Origin of the sequence: Kribbella sp. ALI-6-A, assembly GCF_001984195.1 — a bacterium.
Lineage (GTDB): Bacteria > Actinomycetota > Actinomycetes > Propionibacteriales > Kribbellaceae > Kribbella.
In genome coordinates this window covers 96,612-122,541 of the sequence record NZ_MTQN01000007.1, presented here as the reverse complement: position 1 = coordinate 122,541, position 25,930 = coordinate 96,612, and the positions used below count along the sequence as shown (strand labels likewise).

Sequence of the window (25,930 nt, the reverse complement as noted above, 5' to 3'; positions counted from 1 at the left end):
GGGCAAGCGGATTCGACCGAGGGAGGGCGCGGTGCGGCGGAGCAGTTTCTCGCCCGAGCCGGACTGTGCGATCGCGCAGTCGCTGGCGGTTGTCGGCGATCCCTGGGAGTTGCTGATCGTGCGCGATCTGGCCCGCGGGCTGGACCGGTTCGACCTGCTGGCCGAGTCGCTGCGGATCTCCCGGAAGGTGCTGACCGAGCGGCTGGTCGGGCTGATGGACAGCGGGATCGTCGAGCGTACGGCGTACCAGGCGAGGCCGACGCGGTACGCGTACCGACTGACGGCTCGGGGGCAGGCCCTCCTGCCGGTGCTCGTCGCCCTGCAGGACTGGGGCGATCGCTGGCTGCTCGGCGACGGCGAGCTCACCGGCACCAACGACGCCTCGGAGCCGCCGGCTCATCGGCTGCACGAGTTGGTCGGCCGGCGGATCCCACCCGATCTGTTGCTGCCAGCAACCAGCCGCGGCGGCGCGCCGATCGATGTGGTGGATCCCGACGCCCGGGCGACGGTCGTGTTCGGGTTCCCCGCGACCGGGCGGCCGACGCCCTTGCCCGACGACTGGGGAGCGATCGCCGGAGCCCACGGATGCACTCTGGAGAACAAGCTCTTCAGCGAGAAGTACGACGAGTTCCGCGCCGCCGGGATCGCCGTGCACGGGGTCAGCACGCAGCGCCCCGACGAGCAGCGCGCCTTCGCGGACCTGGAGCAGATCGCGCAGCCATTGCTGTCCGACACGGACCTGACGCTCGCCGCGGCGCTACGACTGCCGACCTTCCGCGCCGGCGGCCTGGAGCGCCTCAAACGCTTCGTGCTGATCGTGGGCGCCGATCGCGTGGTCCGCGCGGTGCGCTACCCGGTCACCGACATCCCCGACGCCGTCGACTGGGCGTTGAGCACCGCATGATCGAAGTCTGGTGGGCGCGGCTGAGCACCCAGCCGATCGACGCCACTTGGGTCGACGATCTCGACACTGTGGAGCGCGAGCGGCTGGCGGCGTACTTGCGGCAGGAGGACAACGACCGATTCCTGCTCGGCTGCACGATCGTGCGCCGGCTACTCGCGCGAAGGCAGCAGTTGCCGCCGGCAAGTATCCGGCTGGATCGGCGCTGCCCGGACTGCGGACGCCCGCACGGCAAGGTCCGCGCCGAGGGCGCCGAGCTGTCGGTCTCGCATTCCGGTGACCTGGTCGGCGTCGCCTTGCACCCCGGTACGCCGGTCGGCCTGGACGTCGAGAAGGTCGACACCCGGCTCGACCCGCTCGATCTGGCCCGCGTCAGCTTGGCGCCGGAGGAGACCGAGCACCTCGTACGGCGCGACGCCGCGGACCGGCCTAGTGCGTTCACGACGTACTGGACCCGGAAGGAAGCCGTGGTGAAGGCGACCGGCGATGGGATCCGGGCCGATCTGACCAAGCTCGTGGTGAGCGCGCCCGACCAGCCGGCCGCGGTCCTCCAGTGGCCGGACCACAACGGGCCGGTGCAGCTGGTCGACCTCGCCCCTGCTCCCGGTCACCGCGCCGCGTTGGCGGCGCTCACCGAGGAGCCGATCGAGGTCACCACCTTCGACGCGGCCGACGTGCTGCGCTTCAGGTCCTGATCTGGCCCTCGCCGATCACGACGTACTTGGTGGACGTCATCTCCGGCAGTCCCATCGGCCCCCGCGCGTGCAGCTTCTGCGTCGAGATCCCGATCTCCGCGCCGAACCCGAACTCGCCGCCGTCGGTGAACCGCGTGCTGGCGTTGACCACCACCGCCGCCGAGTCGACCGCCTGGACGAAGCGCCGGGCCGCCGCCTGCGACTTGGTGATGATCGCGTCGGTGTGGCTCGAGCTGTACTTGCGGATGTGCTGGACGGCGTCCTCGAGCGAGTCGATGACAGCGGCCGACAGGTCGAGCCCGTGGTACTCCGCCGCGTAGTCCTCTTCGGTGGCCGACTTAATGTCCTTGCCTGACGCAACCACTTTCGGGTCGCCGTGCACGGTGACGCCGGCCTCGGCCAGCGCGGGCAGGGCCTTCGCGAGGAACTCGTCGGCGACCGCGGCGTGCACCAGCAGCGACTCGGCCGCGTTGCAGACGCTCGGGCGCTGGGTCTTCGCGTTCAGCAGGATGGTCAGCGCGAGGTCGAGATCGGCGTCCGCGTCGACGTACACGTGGCAGTTGCCGACGCCCGTCTCGATCACCGGTACGGTCGACTCGGTGACGACGGTCTGGATCAGCCCGGCGCCGCCCCGCGGGATCAGGACGTCGACCAGGCCGCGCGCCTGCATCAGCTCCTTGACCGCGGCCCGGTCCCCCGGCACGCCCTGGATCACGTCGGCGGGCAGGCCGGCCTCGACCACGGCGGTCCGCAGCACGTCGATGATCTCCGCGTTGGACTCGGCCGCCGACGACGAGCCGCGCAGCAGCACCGCGTTACCCGACTTGAGGCAGATCCCGGCCGCGTCGGCCGTCACGTTCGGGCGGGCCTCGTAGATGATGCCGACCACTCCGAACGGCACCCGGACCTGCTTGAGCTCCAGCCCGTTGGGCAGGTTGTACCCGCGGACGACCTCACCGACCGGGTCCACCAGCCCGGCCAGTTGCTCCAGCCCCGCGGCCATCGCGTCGACGCGCCCCGGGTCCAGCGCCAGCCGATCCACCGTCGACTCCGGCGTACCGGCCTCCCGGGCGGCCGCGACGTCCTTGGCGTTCGCCGTGACGATCCGCTCGGTGTTCGCCCGCAACGCCGCCGCCATCGCGTGCAACGCCGCGTCCTTGGTCGCCCGCGACGCCGAAGCCAACGCGTACGACGCCTCCCGCGCCCGCCGGCACAACTGGATGATCTCGCTCATCCCATCATCGTAGGACGCCGCGCCACCTCGCCGCGCGGCCGTCTCAGCGCCGCCGGAGACGCGGCAGGCGGGCGATCGCGTCGGCCAGCGGGACGACGGCCGCGTGGGCGAGGATCACGGTAGCGGCCAACCACAGCCTGTGATCAGGTGCTCGGACGGCGGCCTGTCGGCGGCGGTACCCATCGCGAGGCGGCGATCAACAGCCCCGCGGCGACACAGACTGACGCGACCGTCAGGATGACGGGCTGGTACCCGGTCGTCTCGGCGAGTACGGCGGCGCCGAGGGGCGCGCAGGCTTTGGCGATGATCGCCGGGGTGGCCAAGGTCCCAGCGGTGGTGGCGTAGCCGTCGGAGCCGTAGCGGTCGAGCAGGATCGCCGGGGCCGCGATCGAGGCGATGCCGAAGCCGAGTCCGAACAGGGTCAGGCAACCGATCGCGCCGGCCAGGTGCCGGCCGGTGAACGGGAGCAGCGAGATCGCGAGGCCCTGGGCGATCAGTACGATCGCCGTGATGGTAGCCATAGGCAACCACCGGGCCGACAGGCTGGCGACGACGCGGCCGGTGACGGACAGCAGACCGAGCAGACCGGCCAAGCTCGCGGCGACAGCTGGTGAGTGACCAAGGCCGGTCAGGTAGAGCACGAGATGTACGGCGACGATCGCGAGCGCCGCGGCGTGCAGGACGAAACCGCCTGCCAGCAGCCAGAACCCGGCGTCGCGCAGGAACGATCGCGTCGGAGACGAGCGGGTTGGTGCGGCGCGGTGGCGTGGGCCGGTCCGGCGCAGAACGACGGCGTGCAGCGGGATCGCGAGTACGGCGTACCCGGCGGCGAGGATCAGCAAGGTGTCGCGCCAGGTCGTGGCCTCGAGCAAGTATCCGGTGAGCGGGATGAAGATCGAACTGGCGAAGCCAGCGACCAGGGTGATCCCGAGCAGCGCCCGGGTGCGGGCCTCGGGTGCGGTGACGGCCACGACGACAGCGAAGGCCGGTTCGTACAGGACCATCGCCGACGCGACGCCGATCAGCACGAACACGACGTACAGCTGCGGCAGCGAGTGGACCTGCGACCACGCCACGACGGCGGCGGCGCCGAGCAGCGATCCGGTGGTCATGAGGGCGTGCCCGCCGCGCGCGTCGAGCCATCGGCCGACCGGGACCGCCATCAACCCCGTGGTCAGGATCGCGGCCGTGAGCGCGCCGGCCGCGGTGGACGTGGAGATTCCGAGGTCACGGCTCATCGGGCCGAGCAGCGCGCTGAACGCGTAGTAGAGCACGCCGTACCCGACTGTCTGGGTGACGGCCAGCGCCGCGACGAGCCGTCGGGGTACGCCGAAGCGGCCACCGCGCCGACCCGTTGACCGGGTACGGGCGGTGGCCGCTGTCCTGGGCTGCATCAGTTGCAGCAGCTCGACTGCCCGGTGGAGGGTTGGTCGATCATCGTCAGCAGTCCGCCGCTGATTCCGGTGGCCAGGCCGCGTCCGGCCGGAGCCGCGATCTCCACCGCCTGCGGAGCTGGACCGCAGCAGCCGCCCGCGGCCTCGTCGGCGCTGTCGCCGTACGCGAGGTTGGACGAGCAGACGCCGGTCTCGGGCAGGTTGAGCTGGACGTCGCGAGCTGCTTCCCAGTCGCCGGCGAGCGCGGCGACGACCGAGCGGGCCTGCTCGTACCCGGTGGCGAGCAGGAACGTCGGCGCGCGGCCGTACGACTTCGCGCCGACGGCGTAGTAGCCGGGCTCGGGGTGGGCGAGTTCGTCGACGCCGTGCGGCGGGACGGTGCCGCAGGAGTGCTGGTTCGGGTCGATCAGCGGCGCCAGCGCGCGGGTCGAGCCGAGGATCGGGTCGAGGTCGAGCCGCAGCTCGGCGACCATGGCGTGATCGGGGCGGAAGCCGGTCGAGTTCACCACGGTGTCGGCGACGACCCGCCGCTCACCGGCAGCCAGCTGAACCCGTCCGTCGGCGGTCGGCTCGATCGCCTCGATGCGGAAGCTGCTCACCAGCTCGACCTGGCCCGACTGGACCAACTGCTTCAGCCGGGAGCCGAGGGCGCCGCGCGCGGGCAGCTCGTCGGCCGCGCCGCCGCCGTACGTGCGCGCCTGGTCGGTGCCGCGGACCACCCAGACGATCTCGGTGCCGGGGACCTGGGCGGCGAGTTCGCCGAGGTCGAGCAGCGTGGTCGCGGCCGAGTGGCCCGCGCCGACGACCGCCGTACGGCGTCCGGCGAAGCGGTCGCGATCGCGGCCCAGTACGTCGGGCAGGGCGCGGGAGATGCTGCCGGCGAGATTGCTCTCGCCGCGGGCCGGGATGCCGGAGCCGCCGAGCACGTTGGGACGGCGCCAGGTGCCGGCGGCGTCGATGACCGCGGACGCCAGGAGCTCGCTGCCGTCGTCCAGCCTGATCAGGAACGGCGCCTGCTCGCGGCCGGCGGTGCGGATCCGGTCGAAGCCGACCCGCGTCACCGCGGCGACGGAGGCGTTGAAGCGGATCCGGCCGGACAGCTGCGGGGTCTTCGCCAGCGGCTCGAGGTAGGCGTCGATCAGATCGCCGCCGGTCGGCAGCGTGCCGGGGTCGGGCTCGCTCCAGCCGCCCGCCTGCTCGAGCAGGCGCTTCGCGGCCGCGTCGATGTCGTACCGCCAGGGGCTGAACAGCTTCACGTGCCGCCACTCGTCGATCGCCGCCGCGATCCCGGGACCGGCCTCCAGTACGACGAAGTCCAGGCCCCGCTCGGCCAGATGCGCCGCTGCCGCCAGTCCCACCGGACCTGCGCCGACAACCACCACCGGCGGCACGGCGTTCTCTTCGCTCATCGCTTACCCCTCACTTGTCTTGAAGTTCATCTAATCAACGATGTCCACCTTGCCCCTTGTTTCGACATGAGTCAAGATAGACACATGTCGAAGCAGCAGATTCCTCTCCTGAGCAGCGGTGGCTGCTGCGCCCCGATCTCCGTCGCCGCACTCAACCCGGCCCAGGCCGCCGAGGGCGCCGCGGCGTTCAAGGCCCTGTCGGACCCGATCCGGCTGCGCCTGATGTCGATCATCGCCTCCGCCGGTGACGAGGTCTGCGTCTGCGACATCACGCCGCACTTCGACGTCTCCGGCCCGACGATCTCCCACCACCTGAAGGTGCTGCGCGAGGCCGGCCTGGTCGACTGCGAGCGGCGCGGTACGTGGGTCTACTACTGGCCGATGCCCGAGCGTCTTCAGTGGATCTCGGCCCTGCTCTCGGTCCCGGAGCCGGTCACCAGCTGAGCCGGGTCAGAAACTGCGGAGCGCGTCCTCGAACTCGCCCACCAGGCCCTCAGCCGGAAACTTTCGGCGCAACTCCCGGTCCAGTTCGCCCGCGATCATCTTCAGGTGGATCCGGCTCTGCCTGCCGTCCCTCAGCCCCGCCTTCCCCAAACCGACCGCCTGCTCCAGGTCGCCTTGGCGCCCCGCCAGGAATCCCAGCGTGAGCCGGCATTCGGAGACCCTCATCGGGCTGAGTTCGGTGCCGCCGGGGGTGACATTGTCGCGGATGACGGCGTTCGCGTACTGCTCCGCCAGGTCGTTGTCGCCGGCGATCCGATGGACGTCCATCGCGTAGTAGTCCCACTTGGCCGGGTCGATCTTGAAGTGATTGTCCGGGCGGTCGGGATACGGCAGGCGGTCGAGCATCTCCCGGCCGCTTTCGAGCACGTTGTGCAGGCCGCTCTCCCCCATCCGCGCCCGAGCCTTCGCTTCCTGGGCAATGAGCTGAACATGCACACTGCTGGTCCGCGCGACCGCCTGCCCGCGCTGGGCAGCCTGCATTGCTTGCCGGTACCGCCCTTGCGTCAGGGCGAACCACGCCGTCATCTCGTGGGCCCACCCGACGATTTCCGGATGATCCGCCTCGCCACCCAACTGCATCGCCGCTGTCCGCGTGGACTCCGCGGCCGAGCTCATCCCGAGGTCGTACTCGACGCAGCCGGCCAGCAGCGCCAGCCAACCGCCGGTCACCAGCAGTTCTTGATGCACCTTGAGCCCTACCGGTCGACGCAGCAGGTTTCCAACATGCTGCAACCAGGCATGAGCCTCCTGACGCAGCTCCAACGCGCCGCGGCGGTTGTACTGGCAACACAGTTCCTCGACCGTCGCCCGCAGGGACTCCAGGGTCTGCGCACTGGTGTCACCGGCCTGGAGCCGCTGCACCAACTCAGCCGTCTGTTGCCTCCCGAAGCTCACATTCACCAGTGTCACAGGTGTCGGATCGGTCCAGTCGTGTTCGTAGCAGTTGTGAAGTCACCCACCGGAGGTGACACGAACAAGGGAGCAACACCATGAGCACAACCTTCACCGTCGACTTCTTCTGCACCCTGGACGGCTACGGCATGGCCCACGGCTGGCCCGGCTACTGGGGAAAGGAGGGCCCTGAGCTCATCGAGGACCGGGTGCGCACCTTCGCGCAGGATCAAGTGCTCGTCTTCGGTGCGACGACGTTCCGGGAGTTCCGTACGTTCGTGGCCGAGTACGACGAGCCCTACTACGACAGCCTGAACGCGCTGCCGAAGATCGTGTTCTCCAGCACCCTCGAAGAGCCGCTCGGCTGGCAGAACTCGACGGTGCTCAACGAAGACGCCGTGACGGCGATCGAACGCCTGAAGCGCACCACGCACGTACCGATGCGATCGCACGGCAGCATCACGCTCAACCGCGCCCTACTCGCCGCCGGCCTCGTCGACCGGCTCGAGATCATCATGTTCCCCGCCGTCTCGGGCCGCGCCGGCGACGCAGCCCTCCTGCACGGCGGAGCCGAACTCGACCTGGAACTCGTCGAGTCGACCGTGCTCGACGGGCGTACCCAGAAGCTCGTGTACATCCCGCACGTGCACACGGAAGTCCCCGAGGGCGTCGGACCGAAACGTCGAAGCACTGGCCAGACGGCATGACATCACCTGGGACACGATGCGTCGACTTGATACGTCACCAGGTTTGCCTGCGACAGGTGACCAACAGCCAGCCGAGGACAGGATGCTTGCATCCGAGGCACCCTGCGCTTCTCCGTTGTCGTCAGTCGCCGTTGGTCGGCGGAGTCACACTCGCACGAACCCGGCCGAACGCGGTGCGGAGTACGTTCGAGTCGCCCCGGAACTCGCCCGCGGCGACGGCCTGCTCGATGCTGATCGCTCCAGCGGCCAGAGCGACGACCACGTCGGGAGCGGCAGTGAAGACCGAGTCCGGGTCCCGATCGGGCACGAACGCGCTCGGACCGTCTTCGTCGACCCGCAAGGCCATCAGGAAGCCGTCCGTCTCGATGCCGAGCTCGACGGGAGGAGAGGCGGTCGCGCCTCGGAGCAGGGCAGGCAGCGCCAGGGTCAGCCAGCGCGGCTGGAAGACGTCGTCTCCCTGGCCGGTCGCCAGCAGCGGCGCGCCCCACCGACCGAGCGCTTCCATCGGCTCTCGCAACCCCGCTCCCCACGGTGTGAGGGCGTAGACGACACCCGCGTCCTCGAGGCGGCGCTCGACGATGCCGTTCGCCTCCAAGGTCTTCAGCCGCGCGGACAGGAGGTTCGTGGCGATGCTCGTGAGCGAGGTCCTCAGCTCTGTGTAGCGCATCGGACCCGGCAGCAGCTCGCGCACGATGAGCAAGGTCCACCGGTCGCCGACGACGTCCAGAGAGCGCGCGAGGGCGCAGAACTGGCCGTAGGAGCGCGATTCCTTCGCGTTCTGATTGACGTTTTCCACCACGCTTGATTTTATCAAGTACGGAGCCCAGCGTCGACCAAGAGGAGATCCCGTGGAGCTGAGCATCAGTTGGCCGGCCGTCGCGGCCGCGATCGTGGCCGGAATGGCGGTGGCCTGGGGCTGGTACAGCGACTGGGGGCTGGCCGGCGGCGTCTGGCGGAAACTGACCGGGGTGACCAAGGAGGACTCGGCGAGAGCCGGCAAGCGACCGTTCCTGGTCCTGGTGGCGTCGATCGTCGCCACGGCACTGGCTCTCGCAGCCGCCAGTTCCATCGCATCCGGCTTCTTCGCCACCGACTCCTTCTGGGTCGCCCTGGCGGTCGGCCTCGCGGCGTGGCTCGGCTTCTCACTGTCCACCCTGGCGCAGCACAACGGGTTCGAGCAGAAGCCTGGTCGACTCACTGTGATCAACAGCGCCTATCAGCTCGTGCTGTTCCTGGGCATGGCGGTTCCGATCGGGTTGCTGCAGTAGCGGCAGGCGCCGACACGGTCACTGGCTCAACTCGGGCTCCGACTCCGACGCAACGCCCACCTCAGCCGTTCGTCGCGGCCTCAGCCATGATCTATCTACAATTGTTCTTTGCTCTTGTTCTTTGCTCTTGGCAACTTTCAGAGCAGGACGAGGTCGTCTCGGTGGACCACTTCTCGCTCGTACGCCGCGCCGAGTTCGCGCGCCAGGTCTCGGGTGGAGCGGCCCAGCAGGCTGGGGAGTTCGGTGGCGTCGTAGTTGACCAGGCCTCGGGCAACTACCACTCCCGAAGGCGAGACCAGATCCACCGGATCGCCCGCGGAGAACGTCCCTTCCACCGCGTTGATGCCCGCAGGCAGCAACGACGTACGGCGTTCAGTCACGGCCTTGACCGCACCTTCGTCGAGCTGCAGGCGGCCCTGGCCCGAGGTGGCGTGCTGGAGCCACAGGAGACGGGTTTTGCGGCGGCGACCCGTGGGGTGGAACAAAGTGCCGACGGGGTCACCACGGAGAGCCTCGCCGACTCGGCCGGCGGACGTCAGTACGACGGGAATCCCTGCAGCAGTAGCAATTGCCGCGGCCTCGACCTTGGTCTGCATGCCTCCGGTGCCCACCCCGGAGGAACCAGTACGACCGATCTGCAGCGACACGAGGTCATCCGGCCCTCGCACATCCGTGAGCATCGTCGTGCCCGGCTTGCGCGGATCACCGTCGTACAGGCCGTCCACATCCGACAACAAAACAAGCAAATCGGTGTGCACCAAATGGCTGGTGAGCGCGGCCAGGCGGTCGTTGTCGCCGAAGCGGATCTCGGTGGTGGCGACGGTGTCGTTCTCGTTGACGATCGGGACGACGCCCAACTCCAGCAGACGGGCGAAGGTGCGGTAGGCGTTGCGGTAGTGCGAACGGCGAGTCACGTCGTCCACCGTCAGCAGCACCTGCCCGACGCGCAGGCCGTGCGCGGCGAAGGCGTCGCTGTAGCGGGCCATCAGCAGGCCTTGTCCGACCGACGCGGCGGCCTGCTGGGTGGCGAGGTCGCGGGGACGCGAGCGCAGGCCCATCGGAGCCAAACCGGCGGCGATCGCGCCGGAGGACACCAGCACCACCTCGGTGCCTTCGACGCGCCGGGCGGCCAGGGCGTCGACGAGCAGGCGGAGGCGGTCCAGGTCGATCCGGCCGCGCTGGGTCAGTGACGACGACCCGACCTTCACGACGATGCGGGAAGCCTTGACGACCTCCGTGCGGCGTTTCATCAGCTCTCCCAGCAGGGATCGCAGTCCCCCGACCGGCGCCATTGCGGGCCAAAGGCAACTGCTTATGCGTTCTTGTTGTCTTCCGCCTCGACGTCGATGTCCTGACCGGCGGCGTACGCGAGCTCGGCCTGCAGTTCCTGCGCGGCCTCCAGCTCACGGGCCTGCTTGCGGGCCAGCTTCTCGGCGGCCTTCTGGGCCGCCTTCGCCTCGGCCGGGGACAGGTCCACCTCGTCCTCGGTCCAGCCCGCACCGTACTCCGACAGGTCGGTCGACGGCTCGATCTCGCCGGCCCGGCGGGCGTGGTACAGCTCGTCCTTGGCCTTCTTGCGCTGGGCGGCCGGACGGTCCTCCTCGAGCCGGTGGTCCTCGCCGCGGCGGGCCAGGATCTCGGCGCCGGCCTGGACCTCGGGCGCGAAGTCGAACACGACCGCGTTCGGGCCGTCGCCGATGATCACGGCGTCGCCGGCCATCGCGCCGCGCTCGAGCAGTTCCTTCTCGACGCCGAGCCGGTTCAGCCGGTCGGCCAGGTAACCGGTCGCCTCGGCGTTGGTGAAGTCGGTTTGCCGGACCCAGCGCTCGGGCTTGTCGCCCTGCACCAGCCAGCCGCCGTCGGGCATCTTCTTGATCTTGAACTCGACGCCGCCGGTGGCCTGCGGCCGGATCACGATCCGCGTGGTGTCGGGCTTCTCGGCCTCGGCGCGACGCTTCTGCACGATCTCGGCCATCGCGAACTTCAGCGCGTCCAGCCCTTCGTGGCTGGCGGTGGAGATCGAGAACACCCGCATCCCGCGCCGCTCGAGGTCCGCGGTCACCATCTCCGCGATCTCGCGCGCGTCCGGCACGTCGACCTTGTTCAGCGCGACCAGGCGCGGCCGGTCCTCCAGACCCCCGTGCGCGGCCAGTTCCGCCTCGATCGTATCGAGGTCGCTGACCGGGTCGCGGCCCGGCTCGTACGTCGCGCAGTCGATCACGTGGACCAGCGCGGCGCAGCGCTCGACGTGCCGCAGGAAGTCGTGCCCGAGCCCGCGACCCTCGCTGGCGCCCTCGATCAGGCCCGGTACGTCGGCCACGGTGAACGTGGTCTCGCCCGCGACGACGACGCCGAGGTTCGGGATCAGGGTGGTGAACGGGTAGTCGGCGATCTTCGGCCGGGCCCGGCTGATCGACGCGACCAGCGACGACTTGCCCGCGCTCGGGAAGCCGACCAGACCGATGTCGGCGACGACCTTGAGCTCGAGGACGATCGTGCGTTCCTCGCCGTCCTCACCGAGCAGGGCGAAGCCGGGCGCCTTGCGGGCCGAGCTGGCCAGCGCCGCGTTGCCCAGGCCGCCCTTGCCACCCTGCGCCACGACGTACTCCGCGCCGGGGCCGACTAGGTCGGCGAGCACCTCGCCGTCCGGCGTACTGACCACGGTGCCGTCCGGAACCGGCAGCACGACGTCCGCGCCCTTGCTGCCGTTCTGGTTGTCGCCCTTGCCCTGGGCGCCGTTCGTCGCGGAGCGGTGGCTGGAGCGGTGGTAGTCGACCAGCGTGGTCAGGTCGGGGTCGACGCGCAGGATCACGCTGCCGCCGTCACCGCCGTTGCCGCCGTCCGGGCCGCCGAGCGGCTTGAACTTCTCCCGGTGCACCGAGGCGCAGCCGTTTCCGCCGTTGCCACCGGTGACGTGCACCGTGACCCGGTCGACAAAGCTGGGAATCGCCATCGGTGTTCTCTACTTCCTGCAGGGTGTCGGGGACTGTTCCCCAAGAACAGCGAGAAGGGCGGGTCGCGGTATTCCGCGACCCGCCCTTCTCAGAGCTACCAATCGTGCCGGGTGGCGGTGTTACTCCGCCGGCGCCGGGACGATGTTGACCACGCGGCGCCCGCGACGGGTGCCGAACTCGACCCGGCCCTCGGCCAGCGCGAACAGGGTGTCGTCGCCACCCCGGCCGACCAGCGTGCCCGGGTGGAAGTGCGTGCCGCGCTGCCGGACGATGATCTCGCCGGCGTTGACCAGCTGACCGCCGAAGCGCTTCACGCCGAGCCGCTGCGCGTTCGAGTCGCGCCCGTTACGGGTGGACGCCGCGCCCTTCTTGTGTGCCATCTCAGATCAGCTCACTTCTTCTTCGCGTCGATCGCGGTGACCTTGACCTGGGTGTAGTGCTGACGGTGCCCCTGGCGCTTGCGGTAACCGGTCTTGTTCTTGTACTTGAGGATGTGAATCTTCGGGCCCTTGGTCCGGCCGACGACCTCAGCCGAAACGGCCACCTTGGACAAAGCGGCGGCATCGGTCGTCACGGTGTCGCCATCGACGACGAGGACTGCGGGCAGCGACACCGTGTCGCCGACCTGGTCCGTCAGGCTGTCGATCTCGATGACATCGCCGACGGCGACCTTCTGCTGGGTGCCGCCACTGCGCACGATCGCGTACACCGTGGATCTCACTCTCTGTTTGTTCGGAAGTCTTACCGGGCCGCCGGGCTGGCTCACACCTTCACACCGGGGCCCACACAAAGGAGGCACGCAGGATGCGCGCCGAATGGGAAGTTTACTACGCGAGCGTCGCAAACTTCAAAACCGGCCCTAGGGAGCAGTCGTGACCAGCTCCGAAGCGCTCTCCGCCTCGGAATCGGCGCCCTTCGAGCGGCTCCGGCCACTGCGCCGGCGACGGGTGCGGGAAGAGCCGTTCTGCTCGCTCTGGTCCGCTTCCACCTCGGCGGCCGGAGCAGCCTCCGTGCTCGCCTGCTCAGCCGGTACGTCGGCAGCCTGCGCCGGCGTCGCCTGCTCCTCGGAGGAGGTCTCCCCCGCCGGTTCGTCGTGCTGACCGTGGCCGTTCGCCGCAGCCGAAGCGGCGGCGATCTGGGCCAGGCGCTGGGCGGCGTCGCCGTTGTGCGGCGCCGGCTCCTGGGCCTCGGTCTGCTCGTCGTCGCGACGGCCCTTGCCGCGGCTGCGGCGGGAGCTCTTGCGCCCCTCGCCCTCCGCGGCCTTGTGGTCGTGGCCGTTCTTGGGCTCCTGCTGGCCGCGTCCCCCGTTGCGGCGGGACTCCTTCGGCTCGTCGTGCAGGATCAAGCCACGCCCGCCGCAGTGGTCGCAGTTCTCGCTGAACGCCTCGAGCAGCCCGGTGCCGATCCGCTTGCGGGTCATCTGGACCAGGCCCAGCGAGGTCACCTCGGCGACCTGGTGCTTGGTCCGGTCACGGCCCAGGCACTCCACCAGCCGGCGCAGTACCAGGTCGCGGTTGGACTCCAGGACCATGTCGATGAAGTCGATCACGATGATGCCGCCGATGTCGCGCAGCCGCAGCTGGCGGACGATCTCCTCGGCCGCTTCCAGGTTGTTCTTGGTGACGGTCTCCTCGAGGTTGCCCCCGGAGCCGGTGAACTTGCCGGTGTTGACGTCGACGACCGTCATCGCCTCGGTCCGGTCGATGATCAGCGAACCACCCGACGGCAGCCAGACCTTGCGGTCCAGCGCCTTCTTGATCTGCTCGTCGATCCGGAAGTTCGCGAAGACGTCGCCGTCGCCGCTCCACTTCTCGACCCGGTCGGCCAGGTGCGGCGCGACGTGCTCGACGTACTCGCTGACCTGGTCGTAGGCGTCGTCACCGGAGATCACCAGCTTGGTGAAGTCCTCGGTGAACAGGTCGCGGACCACGCGGATCAGCAGATCCGGCTCACCGTGCAGCAGCTGCGGCGCCTGGCCGGACTTCGACTTCTTGTCGATCTCGGTCCAGTACGCCTGCAGGCGGCTGACGTCGGCGGTCAGCTCCTCCTCGGTCGCCCCCTCGGCCGCGGTGCGCACGATCACGCCCGCCTCGTCCGGGACGATGTCCTTCAGGATGGTCTTGAGCCGGTTGCGCTCGGTGTCGGGCAGCTTGCGGCTGATCCCGCCGTTGCCGCCGCGCGGCACGTACACGACGTACCGGCCGGGCAGGCTGATCTGGTTGGTGAGCCGGGCGCCCTTGTGGCCGATCGGGTCCTTGGTCACCTGGACCAGGACCGCCTGGCCGGACTTCAGCACCGACTCGATCTTGCGCGGGCCGTTGCCGGCGCCGAGCGTGGCCCAGTCGACCTCACCGGCGTACAGGACGGCGTTGCGGCCCTTGCCGATGTCGATGAACGCGGCCTCCATGCTGGGCAGCACGTTCTGCACCCGGCCGAGGTACACGTTGCCGATCAGCGAGACCTGCTCCTCCTGGGCGACGTAGTGCTCGACCAGGACGTTGTCCTCGGACACGGCGATCTGGGTCAGGTCGCCACGGGCGCGGATCACCATCGCCCGCTCGACCGACTCGCGCCGGGCCAGGAACTCGGCCTCGGACACGATCGGCGCGCGGCGGCGGCCGGCGGCGCGGCCCTCGCGGCGGCGCTGCTTCTTCGCCTCCAGGCGGGTCGAACCCTCGACCGCGGTGATCTCGTTCACGGTGTTCTTGCTGCGCGGCTCCCGCACCCGGACGACGATCTCGTCCGGGTCGTCGGCGGCGACGGCGCCTTCCTCGCCCTTGCGGCGACGACGGCGACGGCGGCGGCGCGACGAGCTGCCGGCGCCCTCGTCCTCGGACTGGTCGGTGTCAGCCGCGTCGTCGGAGTCGTCCGACGGCTCGTCGGTGTCCTCGTCGTCCTCGGACTGCTCGTCGGCGTTGTCGTCCGCGCCCTCACCGGACTTGCGGCGGCGACGGCCACCACGGCGGCGGCGCCGGCGGCGGGTGCCCTCGCCGTCACCTTCGTCGTCGTCGGCGTCGATCGCGTCCTCGGGGGTGATCTCCTGCGCGGCCTCGAGCACCGGCTCGGCGCGGTCGGCGGCGACCTCCTCGGCGTCGCGGCCACGGCGGCTGCGGCGACGGCGGGTGGCCGGCTGCTCGTCCTCGGTCGGCTCCGGTACGTCGGTCAGCTCGTCGGCGGGCGGCGCCTCTGTGACCTGCTCGGCGGTGGCGCCGCGGCGGCTGCGGGTGCGCTTGCGGGGGGTCTCCTCCGGGGTGGCCTCGACCGGGCTGGTCGCTGCCGCTTCGGGGGCTACCTCGACGGCCGGAGCCTGGAAGATCGGGGCGGCGACCGGGGCGCGGCGGCGGGTGCGGCGGGTGGGGGCCGGCTCCTCTACGGGCTCCTCGGCGGGGGCGGCGGGGGCTGCGCCGCCGACGGAGACGTACGAGGTGCCGGTGGTGGTGACGGCCTTGGCGGTGGTGCCGGTGGCTGGGGTGGCGCCGGACTCGTTGTCTGTGGCTGAGGTCGCGGCGGCGCCAGATGTGAGCGAAGCGGTTGCGTCGCTGTCCGAGCCGGCGGCGGCGCGGGCGGCCTCGGCGGCGGCGGTGGCGGCCTCGGCGGCGAGGGTCTCGTCGATCTCCTCCTCCGCGTCGGCCACGGGGCCGTCGGTGAGGGGGGAGTCGGGGGTGAGCAGGTCGGGCTGGGGGGCCGCGGCCTTCTTGGTGGTGCGGCGGCGGGTGGTCTTCTTCGCCGCGGGCGGGGTCTCGACGACCGGGCCGCCGTCGGCGGTGGTGTCGGCGGGGACCTCGGGGGTCTCCTCAACCGGCTTGGCGGCCGCCTTCTTCACCGTGCGCTTGGTGGCGGCCTTCTTGGCCGGCGCCTTGGCCGCGGTCTTGCGGGCGGCGGTCTTCTTCGCGGGGGCGGGCGCCGGATCGGCGGCCTCCGCGTCGGCCTGGGTGCTCACCAGGTCCGGCTCGGCGACGGCCTTCTTGACCGTGCGCTTGCGCGTGGTGGTGGTCTTGGCCGCCGACTTCTTCGCGGCGGTCTTCTTCGCGCCGGCCTTGCGGGCCGGCTGAGCGGCGGCCGTCTCGGCGGCCTCAGTGGTGTTCGGCTCGTTGTCGAGCATGCAGTGCGGGTCTCCTCAGGCCCTCCGGCGCATCCTGCGACCCCTGTCACGGGTCCGGCGCGCCCAGAAGGCGGTCACGGTCTCGCCGTTTCCGGCGGGTGGCCGGCACGGCGGAAGCCTGCTGGGTCCCGCTCCCCCACGCTTCAGGGCGCAGTCGGAGCGGCGACGTCGCCCTCCGCTGGCTGCGTCTCGTGGTCGACCGCCTGGCCGGTCGCGGTCGCCTGGTTGGCGTCGCGGTCACGAGCGAGCGGATCGTCCACTGTGCCGGAGGCCGCGATGAGCGGGCCCTGGGCGAGCCTGGTCAGAAGAGCCGGGCCCGTCACCGGGAGCGTCGCTACGTCGAGCACGCCGGCGAGAACGTCGTCGGGTCTCACGGCCGGGGTTCCGTGCCGTAACACCACTTGCAGTATCGCACATGTCTCAACCGAAGCCGGTCCACTACCGACGGTGAGTCGGAGAACGGCCTCCCGACAGTCGAACGAGCGAAGGCCCCGTTTGGTCATGCGTTCGACCAGAATTTCGTCCCGGGCGAGGAAGGCCTCGACCGCGGTCGCCGCGGCGGCCGGATCCACGCCCGGCAGCGTGATTTCCCACTCACTGGCCTCCAGCTGCTCGGCCAGCGACCCGCCGGTGGCGGTGACCACGTCGAGCACGTCGAGCCCCGGCGGCAGCGCCTCGTCCAGCGCGGCCCGTACGGCGTCCGGCTCGCGCTGGTGTGTGAGCGAGATCTCCAAGTACTCGGCCTCGGAGGCGGCGCCGGTCGGCGCGGCACCGGCGTACGAGATCTTCGGGTGCGGGCTGAAGCCGTGCGAGAAGGCGACCGGCAGCTCCGCGCGCCGCACCGCGCGCTCGAAGGCGCGCTGGAAGTCGCGGTGCGAGGTGAAGCGCAACCGCCCGCGCTTGGCGAAGCGCACGCGCAATTTCTGGACCGCGGGGAGCTGCTGGGACGGCGGAGCTTGTACAGGTGCCACGACGGCATTCTGACAGCCCGGCGCCGCAGACTCACATCGTCACGTTCCGTGGCGCTCCGCACGGACAGTCACGGCTGGACCGAGGAACAGAGGGTTGATGACGTTCATCCCATCCTCCCCGGCCCGACATCAGCCCCCGCAGCGGCGAACTACCGCCGTGCGGGGGCCGACTCGCTCGAGCAGCCTGGGTCAGAGCTTGGCGCACTGCCCCGAGCGCGGGCCGGCGACCTGGTTCGGCGCCTGCAGGTTGCTCGGAGTGGCCGCGTTGCCGGAGCAGGCGAGCGGGCCGTTGACCGTGTTGCCGGCCAGTACGACGGGCTCCGCCGTCCGCGCGCCGGTCACGGAGACCGGGCCGCTGATCGTGCTGCCGACCACCACCGCCGCGCCCGTCGTACCGTCCAGGGCGACCGGACCGTTGACCGTGGTCCGGAGCAGGTGGACCTGCGCCGCGCCGGCCGCATACACCGGACCGGCGATCCGGCTGTCGGTCGCTACCAGCGACGCACCGGCCCGGACACTGACCGGGCCGTTGACCGTGGCGCCGGTCAGGCAGGTCACGCCGCTGGACACCGTCAGCGGGCCGTTCCGTACGCCGGTGATCGTGCTCGTGCAGGCCGGTGCCGGACGCAACAACGTGACCGCGAACCGGCGGGCGTCGCCGATGTTGCCGGAGGCATCGATCGCGCGGTACTCGACCTGGTGCCGCCCGTAGCCCGACGGCACGTCGTCCCACGGGACCACCCGCGGCACGCCGAGCTTGCCGTAGACGAGCTGGTCGATCTCCGTGCCCTCGGCGGTGAACTTGAACGGCGCGTCGGCGTCCGTCGGCCAGCCGTAGTAGTTGTACCAACCGTCACCGTCGACCCGGAACTCCGGTACGACGTACCCAGGGCTGTCGTCGGTCGCGGTCAGCTTCATCGTGAACGCGTCGTTGTAGACGTACTCCGGCCCGGTCGGCTTCTGCACGGTCAGCAGCGGCTTCGACACCGTCGAGGTGACCTCGGCCTGGACGGCGTCGACGGTCCAGGTCAGCGTGTCGGCGCCGACGGTCGCGGTCAGCGTGTGCCGGCCGGTCAGGTTCAGCGGGGACAGGTCGAAGTCGCGGTCGTTGCCCGGGTTCGGCACGTCGGCGCCGTCGAGCTTCCACTGCACGCCCGGCTGGTCGGTGTCGGACTGCGTGGTCTCGACGTAGACCACCTCGTCGGCGTTGACCGGGTGGTCGGTCGCGGTGGAGGTGGTGAAGGAAGGAGCGCCGGCCGGAACCGAGGCCCGCTTACTGGTGTCCACCGTCCAAGTCCTCGTCGCCGTCAGCGCCGGAGACGCCCGCACGGCCGGATCGCGGACGAACTCGGTCGGGTCGACGATCTTGGCCGTCAGCGTGTGCGTGCCGGGCGCCAGGTCCAGCGCCGCGAGGTCCACGAAGCGCGCGTTGCCGGTCGCGAGCGGGCTGCCGTCGAGGGTCCAGGTGACGTCGAGCTCGTGGCTGGCCGGGTGCAGGGTCTGCAGCCAGACGACCTGGTCACCGGCCACGGCGCCGGCCGGCGTACTGGCCTGGAAGAGCGTCGCGCGGGAGGAGATCCGCTGCGTCATCCGCTCCCGGGAGACCTGGTCGAAGTAGTAGCCGAGCACCTTCATCATCGAGTGCTTGCTCGGTCGCCAGATCCCCGATCCGGCGTACTGGCCGGCCTCGAAGCGGCCGATCTTGCCGCCGCTCTCACTGTCCTCGCCGAGCCAGCGCCACCACTTCTTCTGCTGCGCGAGCATCTCCTGCTCGGTCAGCACCGTGTGGTGGATCGAGCTGGGCTCCGGACCGGTGTACGGCGCACCGCGCTCGCCACGGGCGTAGTAGTCGTACTCGTCCTGCAGCCCGCCGAGCGAGTGGCCGAGCTCGTGCGGGGTGATCAGCGCGGACAGCGCGTTGCCGCCGGACGCGGTCGCGTAGCTGCCGCCGGCGCCGCCGTACGTGTCGCTGTTGCCGATGGCAAGAATTTGCCGGTTCGCCGAGCTGGTCCCGGCGACCAGGTCCGCGTACGACGCGGCGGCGGTCGAGCTGACCGTCAGCAGGCGCTGGACGCTGCCGGGGTTGCAGCCGCCCCAGAAGCCCATCTGCAGCGGGGTGTCGACCTTCGGCGAGTTCAGGCCCGGGTCGCAGTCGACACCGCTTTCCGGGGACGGGATCTCGATCGCGTAGACGTTCAGGTAGTTGCGGTACGACTTGAACGGCTCGATGCTCCACAGCACGTTGAGATGCTTGTCCACCTGCTCCCGGAACTTCGGCAACTCGGCCGCGGTGTACCCGTCGCCCATCACCACCAGGTTGAAGCGGGACGCCGCCGGTCCCGTCACCTGCAGCGGCACCACCGTGCCCTCGGCGGCCGCGGTCGCGGCGCTGCCCGCGCCGGAGACGTCCGCCGCCGCACTCGCCGATTCGTTGCCTGCCGCTGTGGCCGCCGCGAGCGGCAGCCCGGCGAAGACCGCCGCCGCCACCCCCACGACCGCCGTCAGCCGGCGCACCCTGAAACCAGTCCTCACAACCGCGGCCCTCCTGATCCGGGCGCCCCCGATGCGGCTCGTCCCGAGCCCGCCGTGAGCAGCCTACGAACGAACCGCCCGCCTTGTCAGTGGTTGCCGCGCGCCGTTCGGGTGCGGACCGGCGACGCGGGGTACCCGGTACGGCGACGCGGGCCGACGGCGCCGGGCGGCAACTTGCGGCGGCGTACGGCATCATGAGGGCTCGGGGATCAGTGAGGAGAGGACATCGATGACGCAACCGGCACAGTCGCCGCGGCCCGAACCGGACCGCGACCATCCGGTCGACGAGGCCGGCGACGGTGACGGCAAGGGCATCTACTGGGTCCTGAAGAACGTGCTGATCGGCCCGCCGGTCAAGCGGCTGTTCCGGCCGAACATCGAAGGCGCCGAGAACGTCCCGGACCAGGGCCCGGCGATCATCGCCAGCAACCACCTGTCGTACGCCGACTGGATCTTCATGCCGCTGGCGCTGCGCCGCCGGGTCACGTTCGTGGCGAAGTCCGACTACTTCACCGGCGCCGGGATCAAGGGCCGGTTCCAGCGCGGCTTCTTCAAGGGCACCGGTCAGGTCCCGATCGACCGCTCCGGCGGGTCGGCGTCCGAGGGCGCGATCCGGGCCGGGATGAAGGTGCTGGAGCGCGGCGAGCTGTTCGGCATCTATCCCGAGGGCACCCGCTCGCACGACGGCCGGCTCTACAAGGGCCGAACCGGCGTCGCCCGGCTGGCGCTGGAGGCGAAGGTGCCGGTGATTCCGTGCGGCGTGATCGGCACGGATGTGGTCGCGCCGCCCGGCAAGGTGGTCGCGTCGCTGGCCTCGCCGACGGTCAAGTTCGGCGAGCCGCTGGACTTCTCCCGCTACGACGGGATGGAGGGCGACCGGCTGATCCTGCGCGCGGTCACCGACGAGATCATGTACCGGATCATGGAGCTGTCCGGCCAGGAGTACGTCGACATGTACGCCACCAAGGCCAAGCAGTTGGAGGGCCGCGCGGTCACCGGGGCTCCCAAGAAGGTCCGTAAGTCGGACACCTGATCCGGTGGGTGAGATGACCGGGGTCTAGGCTGGACACCGTGGACGGACCGATCGCATACCAGGGTGAGCCAGGTGCCAACTCGGCGATGGCGTGCACCGAGATGTTCCCCGGGCGCGAGCAGTTGCCCTGCACGACGTTCGAGGACGCGCTGGAGGCTGTCAGCACCGGCCGCGCCGGACTGGCGATGATCCCGGTCGACAACTCGATCGCGGGCCGGGTGGCCGACATCCACCACCTGCTGCCGGAGTCCGGGCTGCACATCGTCGGCGAGCACTTCCTGCCGATCCACTTCCAGCTGATGGCCGTCCCGGGCGCCACCCTCGACGGGATCACCACCGTACGCAGCCACGTCCACGCGCTCGGCCAGTGCCGCAAGATCATCCGCGAGCACGGCTGGTCGACGGTCGTGGCCGACGACACCGCCGGCGCCGCGCGGGAGGTCGCCGAGCTCGGCGATCCGACCGTCGCGGCGCTGTCCCCGCGCGCCGCGTCCGCGCTCTACGAGTTGGACGTGCTCGCCTCGGACGTCGAGGACGAGCACCACAACACGACCCGCTTCCTGGTGCTGTCCCGCGAGCCGGAGATCCCGCCGGTCGGGTCCGGCCCGGTGATCACCAGTTTCGTGTACCGGGTCCGCAACGTGTCGGCCGCGCTCTACAAGGCACTCGGCGGCTTCGCGACCAACGGCGTCAACATGACCAAGCTGGAGAGCTACCAGCTCGGCGGCACGTTCTTCGCGACCCAGTTCTACGCCGACGTCGAGGGCCACCCCGAGGACCCGAACGTCGCACTCGCGCTGGAGGAGCTGGCCTTCTTCTCGGTCGAGGTCCGGCTGCTCGGGGTCTACCCGGCGCACCCGTTCCGGGCGGAGATCGCCGAGCCGGCGGCCAACCGCGCGCTACGCCCGCACCACTGACCCGCCCCGCAGCTCCGTCCGCCACCGCTCGCCGCTCCGGGCCTCGGTGCGTTTGATGGGTTGACCCACCACATGCACCGTTGACCCACCCGATTTCGATGGGCCAACGGTGCAACTCCAGGGTTCACCCACCAAATGCACTGGGGGTGGGCGTCAGCGGTGGGGCTGGATGGTGATGGTCTCGTACGTCGTCTTCCCGAGCGGGTACAGCCGAGGCTTGTTCTCGACCGGGCCCAGGAACTGCTGCCAGTCGGTCCGTGGCTCCAGGTACTGGTGCACCGTGCTCGGCAGCTTCACCGACGCCGCGATCGGGAACGTGTCGACGCCCGGCTTCCGCCCGACCAGCGCCCAGTCCTCCTCGGCCCCGGCCGGGCCCTTGTACTGGACGACCACGTGCGCGAGTTGGCGGTCGGAGTACACCCGGCGCTGCAGCCCGTCGAAGAACTGGCCGCGCCGGGTGTCGACCAGCCCGTACACGTACGGCGTACCGGTAAGCGTCCCGTCGGCGGCGAGGCGTCCGGCGTACGAGGAGACGAAGGCCTGGAAGCGATCTCCCGCGACCGGCCGGCCCATCCGGCCGAGGAACAGCTTCTCCCCTTCCGGCTGGAAGTTGAAGGTCAGCAACTTGTCGCCGGCCGTGTTCGTCGCCTGGTACCCGAAGAACACCACGAACGTGCCGGCATCGGCCCGCGGCACCGTGACCTTCACCGGCTTCGCCTGGCGCAGATCGACGACGAGGTTCGTGTCGCGGCTGATGCCGATCTCGGGCTGGACCATCCGGTAGTGCTCGCCGTTCGGCCCGAACGCCGTGACGTCGAGCGCGTACTCGCCCTTGGCAATGCGACCCGGGTCGGAGGACTCGAACGTGTCCAGGTCCTGCAGCGCGACGTAGGCCCGGTCGGCGGGAACGGGCTTGCCGTCCTGACCAACAGTCGTAACGGTGACGTCGTAGCTCTCGACTTCCTTGTCGGCGACCAGCGGGACGACCGCCTGCTGACTACCGACGGTGGCGGTGAGCCGGCCCGTGTAGAGACCGTCCGGGCCGCTGTGCGTCGTGTCGGACGTGACCTGCACCGACGCCTGTCCACCAGCGGGCACCGTCAGCCGGTCCGTGCTGAGCTTCACCACCCCGGCCTCGCTCCCGAGCTTCAGGTCGGCCCGCAGATCGAGGGTGACGGCCGTCGTGCCGAGGTTCTTGAAGCCGACTTTCTTGGTCACCGGCTTGTCGTCCGCATGCGGCCACTGCGACGTACCGAAGGAGACGCTCGTCGTCGTGGCGACGACCGCCTGCCGCACCGCCCGCGCGACGTCGACGCGACCGGAGCCCTGCTCGTACGGCGTGACCGCGGGGTTGGCCTCGGCGGTCGAGGTGAGCGCGGCCTTCAGCTCGCCGGCCTTCCAGGTGGAGTGCTGCTGCGCGAGCAGGGCGGCGGCCCCGGCCACGTGCGGGGTGGCCATCGAGGTGCCGGACATCCGGGCGTACTTGTCGCCGACCGGCTCGTCGGGGTGCGACGCGAAGGACTTCGCGGCGACGATGCCGACGCCGAGCGCGGTCACGTCCGGCTTGATCGCTCCACCGGCGACCGGGCCGGGCGCGGAGAAGTCGGCGAGCTTCTCGTCCCGGTCGACCGCGCCGACGGTGAGCGCCGAGGCGGCGGTGCCGGGCGACTCGACCGCGCGACCATTGTTGCCTGCGGCAACCACGAACAGCGTGCCGGTCTCCCGGGTCCAGCGGTCGACGGCCTGGTCGAGCGGTCCGCCCTCCTGGCTGGATCCTCCGAGGCTGAGGTTGACCACCTTGGCCTTCTGCGCGACGGCCCATTCCATCCCGGCCAGGACGTCGGACTCCGCGCAGGCGCCGAAGTCGTCGCAAACCTTGCCGTCGAGCAGCTCGGCCTCCGGCGCGACGCCCCGGTAGCCGTCGGTGCCCCGGCCGGCGATCGTCGAGGCGACGTGGGTGCCATGGCCGACCGCGTCGGCGGCCGGCGCGGCGGTGAAGTTCTTGGTGGCGACGACCCGGCCGGCCAGGTCGGGATGCGTCGCGTCGATGCCGCTGTCGAGAACGGCGACAGTGACGCCCTTGCCGGTGTACCCGGCCTGCCAGGCCGCCGGGGCACCGATCTGCGGCACGCTGCGGTCGAGCGTCGGACGCAACGTGCCGTCGAGCCAGATCTTCAGGCCGGGCGCCTTGACCCGGTCCGCCTGCCGCCCGAGCTGCGGTACGCCGAACTGCTGCAGGAAGCCCGTCGCGTTCTGCTTCGGCACCGACAGCGCCGTACCGGCCTTCAGGGTTTTGGTGGCCTGCCGGGACTGTACGGCGGCGCCGGTGACGATCAGCGGGATGTCGGGGCGCGCGGCGTCGTCGTACCCGTCGCGCAGCAGCAGCTCGATGTCGAACAGACGGCGATCCAGCTTCCCGGTCTCGACGGCGCCGCGCACGTCGGACGGGATCACCGTCCACTGCCCGGCGGTCCGGCGGCTCTCGAACCCGACCTTCTCGCGACCTGCGGCGCTCACGACCGAGAGCTGGTCACCGCCCTTGAGCACGACCTTGTCACCGGTGATCAGGGTGATCGTCCGGTCCTTGGGCGCCGGCGGATCGGCCGCTGCCCGATCGGGCAGTGGGACGACGCCCAGCAGCAGAACCGTGGCCAGCACGGGGGTCACCCATCGTCTCGTTCGCACGCGTACTCCTTCGTCGTCGGCCATCACCCCACACATGTCCGGCGCCGGCGGCGAACGTTTCGCGTCCGGAGAAGAACTGCCGCGCGCCGCTGACCGGCGACCTCTAGGGTCGGCGCATGCAGATCGTCGAGGTGGACGGGCACGATCCGGTGGCGTACGAGAGGTTCTTCCGGATCCGGGACGACGTCCGGCGCGCCGAGCAGGAGTTCCCGGTCGGGCTCGGGCTCGAGGAGACCCGGATGCTCTTCACCGCCGACCGGCCCGACGAACGGTCGAACGGGCTCGCCGTCGTCAACGGCGACACCTGGCTCGGCATGGCCTGGCTGGACTGGTGGCTGCTGGAGAACACCCACGTGCTCGATGTCGAGATCGCGGTCGACCCGCGGTTCCGCCGGCAGGGGGTCGCCACCCGGCTGCTCGACGAGGTCGAAGCCCGGGCCCGGGCCGACGGCCGGACGCTGCTGACCGGCTCCGTGATCGCCGAGGCCGAGACCGGCACGAGCTCCGGTACGGCGTTCGCCACGGCGCACGGGTTCGTCCAGAAGCACACCGAGCTGCACCAGGTGATCGACCTCCCGATGGACGACGCCGTGGTCGACGCGCTCGAGCGGAAGGTACCGGGCTACGAGCTGCTGCAGTGGCGCGACCAGACCCCGCCGGAGTGGCTGGCCGAGTTCGCCGACGCGTACACGGCGATGAGCCGGGACGTTCCGCACGGCGATCGCGAGGTCGAGATCCAGGTGTGGACGCCGGAGCGGCTGGTCGCCCGCGAGGCACGGCGGGTCGAGCAGGGGCGGTTCACGCACACCACGGTCGCGGTCGACGCGGACGGACGGCTGGCGGCGTACACGCAGATGGGTGGCAACCGGGCGGTCCCGGAACGGCTGTACCAGTACGACACCTTCGTCCGCCCCGAGCATCGCGGGCGTGGCCTGGGCATCGCGGTGAAGATCCCCAACCTGCGGTCGCTGCAGGCCGAGCTGGATCGCCCGGCCGTGCTGCACACCTGGAACGCGCCGGAGAACGCGCCGATGATCGCGGTCAACGAACGCCTCGGCTTCCGCGCGGTCGACCACCGAGTCGCGTTCGAACTCGCGCTCAGCTGAAGGTCCAGTCCGGGTAGTCGCGTTCCAGGACGTCGCGGTGGCCGGCCCAGTCGGTGTGGTCGCGGCGTTCGGGATCGATGGTGGACGGGTGGCCGCCGACCAGGCGATAGCCCCACGCGAACGCGGCGATCGGCACCACCTGGCGGCTGCGGATCACGTCCGGGACGATCACCAGGAACGTCGTCGCGATCCAGTCGCCGTCCGGGTGGTCGGGATTGGCCGGGGCGTCGAAGAACGTCGGCAGGTGGCCGTAGCTGTAGAACGGCGCGGTGCCGGCGAAGTACGGCAGCACGTCGACCGTACGGTCGCCGTCGAAGCTGCGGGCGACGACCTGGATCCAGCCCATCACCGCGTTGACGCCCTGGCCGTGGTAGCGAAGCGTCGCCGTACAGATCGGGAAGCCGCGGAACGCCTCGGCGTCCAGGTCGGGGACCAGCAACTGGTGGCCGGACGCCCAGGGATCGTCGTTGGCCAGCACCCGGACGTTGACCAGGCCGCGTTGCCCGCGGGTCTCGAACGGGACGGACAGTTCTCTGCGCATCGGGCGGACCCCCCTTGAGGATTCAAGCAATTCTCCAACGATTGTTGGGTTTTCGGTGAATCGGACCTGGCCGGTGCCGAAGTCTT

General features: G+C 70.5%; 22 protein-coding genes. 8 read left to right on the top strand and 14 right to left on the bottom strand.

The window, feature by feature from the left end; genetic code table 11:
- Positions 1-31 precede the first annotated feature (31 nt).
- On the top strand, positions 32-904 hold the full coding sequence (locus BWI15_RS04585) for a winged helix-turn-helix transcriptional regulator (RefSeq protein WP_077013023.1): 873 nt from the start codon (positions 32-34) through the stop codon (positions 902-904).
- A complete protein-coding gene (locus BWI15_RS04580) occupies positions 901-1,596 on the top strand; it encodes a 4'-phosphopantetheinyl transferase family protein (RefSeq protein WP_077013022.1) in 696 nt (231 codons plus the stop codon). Before BWI15_RS04585 ends, BWI15_RS04580 begins: the two co-directional genes overlap by 4 nt.
- Here the strand turns inward: BWI15_RS04580 and BWI15_RS04575 are convergent.
- The 3 genes from BWI15_RS04575 to BWI15_RS04565 form a co-directional block, all read right to left on the bottom strand.
- Positions 1,586-2,830, bottom strand: coding sequence for a glutamate-5-semialdehyde dehydrogenase (locus tag BWI15_RS04575; protein ID WP_077013021.1), 1,245 nt, complete (start codon positions 2,828-2,830; stop codon positions 1,586-1,588). The genes BWI15_RS04580 and BWI15_RS04575 overlap by 11 nt on opposite strands.
- A 143-nt stretch (positions 2,831-2,973) precedes the next feature.
- Positions 2,974-4,224 (bottom strand): MFS transporter, encoded by a 1,251-nt coding sequence (locus BWI15_RS04570; protein ID WP_077013020.1) that lies wholly within the window; start codon positions 4,222-4,224, stop codon positions 2,974-2,976.
- Positions 4,224-5,633, bottom strand: a complete 1,410-nt coding sequence (locus tag BWI15_RS04565) for an FAD-dependent oxidoreductase (protein WP_077013019.1) — start codon at positions 5,631-5,633, stop codon at positions 4,224-4,226. The genes BWI15_RS04570 and BWI15_RS04565 overlap by 1 nt, the downstream gene beginning before the upstream one ends.
- Positions 5,634-5,717: 84 nt before the next feature.
- Between BWI15_RS04565 and BWI15_RS04560 the strand changes: the two genes are divergently transcribed.
- Entirely contained in the window at positions 5,718-6,077 is a 360-nt protein-coding gene (locus tag BWI15_RS04560) for an ArsR/SmtB family transcription factor (RefSeq protein WP_077013018.1), read from the top strand.
- Positions 6,078-6,083: 6 nt separating this feature from the next.
- Here BWI15_RS04560 and BWI15_RS04555 read toward each other — a convergent pair whose 3' ends face one another.
- Entirely contained in the window at positions 6,084-7,031 is a 948-nt protein-coding gene (locus BWI15_RS04555; protein WP_077013263.1) for an XRE family transcriptional regulator, read from the bottom strand.
- A gap of 95 nt (positions 7,032-7,126) precedes the next feature.
- On the opposite strand from BWI15_RS04555, the gene BWI15_RS04550 reads away from it, so the two are divergent.
- On the top strand, positions 7,127-7,735 hold the full coding sequence (locus tag BWI15_RS04550) for a dihydrofolate reductase family protein (protein WP_077013017.1): 609 nt from the start codon (positions 7,127-7,129) through the stop codon (positions 7,733-7,735).
- A gap of 121 nt (positions 7,736-7,856) precedes the next feature.
- Here the strand turns inward: BWI15_RS04550 and BWI15_RS04545 are convergent, their stop codons facing one another.
- A complete protein-coding gene (locus tag BWI15_RS04545; protein ID WP_077013016.1) occupies positions 7,857-8,531 on the bottom strand; it encodes a winged helix-turn-helix transcriptional regulator in 675 nt (224 codons plus the stop codon).
- A gap of 52 nt (positions 8,532-8,583) precedes the next feature.
- On the opposite strand from BWI15_RS04545, the gene BWI15_RS04540 reads away from it, so the two are divergent.
- On the top strand, positions 8,584-9,003 hold the full coding sequence (locus BWI15_RS04540; RefSeq protein ID WP_083750554.1) for a DUF1761 domain-containing protein: 420 nt from the start codon (positions 8,584-8,586) through the stop codon (positions 9,001-9,003).
- Positions 9,004-9,140: 137 nt separating this feature from the next.
- Here BWI15_RS04540 and proB read toward each other — a convergent pair whose 3' ends face one another.
- From proB to BWI15_RS04505, 7 genes are all read right to left on the bottom strand, one after another.
- Positions 9,141-10,253: a glutamate 5-kinase gene (gene proB, locus BWI15_RS04535; protein ID WP_077013261.1), complete on the bottom strand. Its 1,113-nt coding sequence runs from the start codon at positions 10,251-10,253 to the stop codon at positions 9,141-9,143.
- Between the two features lie 62 nt (positions 10,254-10,315).
- Positions 10,316-11,956 (bottom strand): GTPase ObgE, encoded by a 1,641-nt coding sequence (gene obgE / locus BWI15_RS04530; RefSeq protein ID WP_077013015.1) that lies wholly within the window; start codon positions 11,954-11,956, stop codon positions 10,316-10,318.
- Between the two features lie 120 nt (positions 11,957-12,076).
- On the bottom strand, positions 12,077-12,337 hold the full coding sequence (gene rpmA, locus BWI15_RS04525) for a 50S ribosomal protein L27 (RefSeq protein WP_012919955.1): 261 nt from the start codon (positions 12,335-12,337) through the stop codon (positions 12,077-12,079).
- A gap of 11 nt (positions 12,338-12,348) precedes the next feature.
- The gene (gene rplU / locus BWI15_RS04520; protein ID WP_077013014.1) at positions 12,349-12,666 is read right to left on the bottom strand and encodes a 50S ribosomal protein L21; all 318 of its coding nucleotides are present in this window, start codon (positions 12,664-12,666) and stop codon (positions 12,349-12,351) included.
- 150 nt (positions 12,667-12,816) lie between these two features.
- Complete coding sequence (locus BWI15_RS04515; protein WP_077013013.1) at positions 12,817-16,059, bottom strand: Rne/Rng family ribonuclease; 3,243 nt, start codon at positions 16,057-16,059, stop codon at positions 12,817-12,819.
- Between the two features lie 143 nt (positions 16,060-16,202).
- Positions 16,203-17,030, bottom strand: coding sequence for a TIGR03936 family radical SAM-associated protein (locus BWI15_RS04510; RefSeq protein WP_077013012.1), 828 nt, complete (start codon positions 17,028-17,030; stop codon positions 16,203-16,205).
- A 189-nt stretch (positions 17,031-17,219) separates the two neighbouring features.
- Positions 17,220-19,562 (bottom strand): M64 family metallopeptidase, encoded by a 2,343-nt coding sequence (locus BWI15_RS04505; RefSeq protein ID WP_077013011.1) that lies wholly within the window; start codon positions 19,560-19,562, stop codon positions 17,220-17,222.
- A 229-nt stretch (positions 19,563-19,791) separates the two neighbouring features.
- Here BWI15_RS04505 and BWI15_RS04500 point away from each other — a divergent pair, with 229 nt between their 5' ends.
- Both BWI15_RS04500 and BWI15_RS04495 read left to right on the top strand, forming a co-directional pair.
- Complete coding sequence (locus tag BWI15_RS04500; RefSeq protein WP_077013010.1) at positions 19,792-20,595, top strand: lysophospholipid acyltransferase family protein; 804 nt, start codon at positions 19,792-19,794, stop codon at positions 20,593-20,595.
- A 38-nt stretch (positions 20,596-20,633) separates the two neighbouring features.
- Complete coding sequence (locus BWI15_RS04495) at positions 20,634-21,512, top strand: prephenate dehydratase (RefSeq protein WP_077013009.1); 879 nt, start codon at positions 20,634-20,636, stop codon at positions 21,510-21,512.
- 153 nt (positions 21,513-21,665) lie between these two features.
- Here the strand turns inward: BWI15_RS04495 and BWI15_RS04490 are convergent, their stop codons facing one another.
- A complete protein-coding gene (locus tag BWI15_RS04490) occupies positions 21,666-24,197 on the bottom strand; it encodes a S8 family serine peptidase (protein WP_077013260.1) in 2,532 nt (843 codons plus the stop codon).
- 116 nt (positions 24,198-24,313) lie between these two features.
- Between BWI15_RS04490 and BWI15_RS04485 the strand changes: the two genes are divergently transcribed.
- Positions 24,314-25,303: a GNAT family N-acetyltransferase gene (locus tag BWI15_RS04485; protein WP_077013008.1), complete on the top strand. Its 990-nt coding sequence runs from the start codon at positions 24,314-24,316 to the stop codon at positions 25,301-25,303.
- Here the strand turns inward: BWI15_RS04485 and BWI15_RS04480 are convergent.
- Entirely contained in the window at positions 25,296-25,844 is a 549-nt protein-coding gene (locus tag BWI15_RS04480) for a hypothetical protein (protein WP_077013007.1), read from the bottom strand. The two genes, BWI15_RS04485 and BWI15_RS04480, sit on opposite strands and share 8 nt — an antisense overlap.
- Between the last annotated feature and the right edge of the window lie 86 nt (positions 25,845-25,930).

Excerpts from the sequence above, each read along its gene's own strand:
- BWI15_RS04580 (WP_077013022.1), top strand. The coding sequence starts at position 901 with ATGATCGAAGTCTGGTGGGCGCGGCTGAGCACCCAGCCGATCGACGCC.
- BWI15_RS04575 (WP_077013021.1), bottom strand. The coding sequence starts at position 2,830 with ATGAGCGAGATCATCCAGTTGTGCCGGCGGGCGCGGGAGGCGTCGTAC.
- BWI15_RS04570 (WP_077013020.1), bottom strand. The coding sequence starts at position 4,224 with ATGCAGCCCAGGACAGCGGCCACCGCCCGTACCCGGTCAACGGGTCGG.
- BWI15_RS04565 (WP_077013019.1), bottom strand. The coding sequence starts at position 5,633 with ATGAGCGAAGAGAACGCCGTGCCGCCGGTGGTGGTTGTCGGCGCAGGT.
- BWI15_RS04560 (WP_077013018.1), top strand. The coding sequence starts at position 5,718 with ATGTCGAAGCAGCAGATTCCTCTCCTGAGCAGCGGTGGCTGCTGCGCC.
- BWI15_RS04550 (WP_077013017.1), top strand. The coding sequence starts at position 7,127 with ATGAGCACAACCTTCACCGTCGACTTCTTCTGCACCCTGGACGGCTAC.
- proB (WP_077013261.1), bottom strand. The coding sequence starts at position 10,253 with ATGAAACGCCGCACGGAGGTCGTCAAGGCTTCCCGCATCGTCGTGAAG.
- obgE (WP_077013015.1), bottom strand. The coding sequence starts at position 11,956 with ATGGCGATTCCCAGCTTTGTCGACCGGGTCACGGTGCACGTCACCGGT.
- rpmA (WP_012919955.1), bottom strand. The coding sequence starts at position 12,337 with ATGGCACACAAGAAGGGCGCGGCGTCCACCCGTAACGGGCGCGACTCG.
- BWI15_RS04515 (WP_077013013.1), bottom strand. The coding sequence starts at position 16,059 with ATGCTCGACAACGAGCCGAACACCACTGAGGCCGCCGAGACGGCCGCC.
- BWI15_RS04500 (WP_077013010.1), top strand. The coding sequence starts at position 19,792 with ATGACGCAACCGGCACAGTCGCCGCGGCCCGAACCGGACCGCGACCAT.
- BWI15_RS04485 (WP_077013008.1), top strand. The coding sequence starts at position 24,314 with ATGCAGATCGTCGAGGTGGACGGGCACGATCCGGTGGCGTACGAGAGG.
- BWI15_RS04480 (WP_077013007.1), bottom strand. The coding sequence starts at position 25,844 with ATGCGCAGAGAACTGTCCGTCCCGTTCGAGACCCGCGGGCAACGCGGC.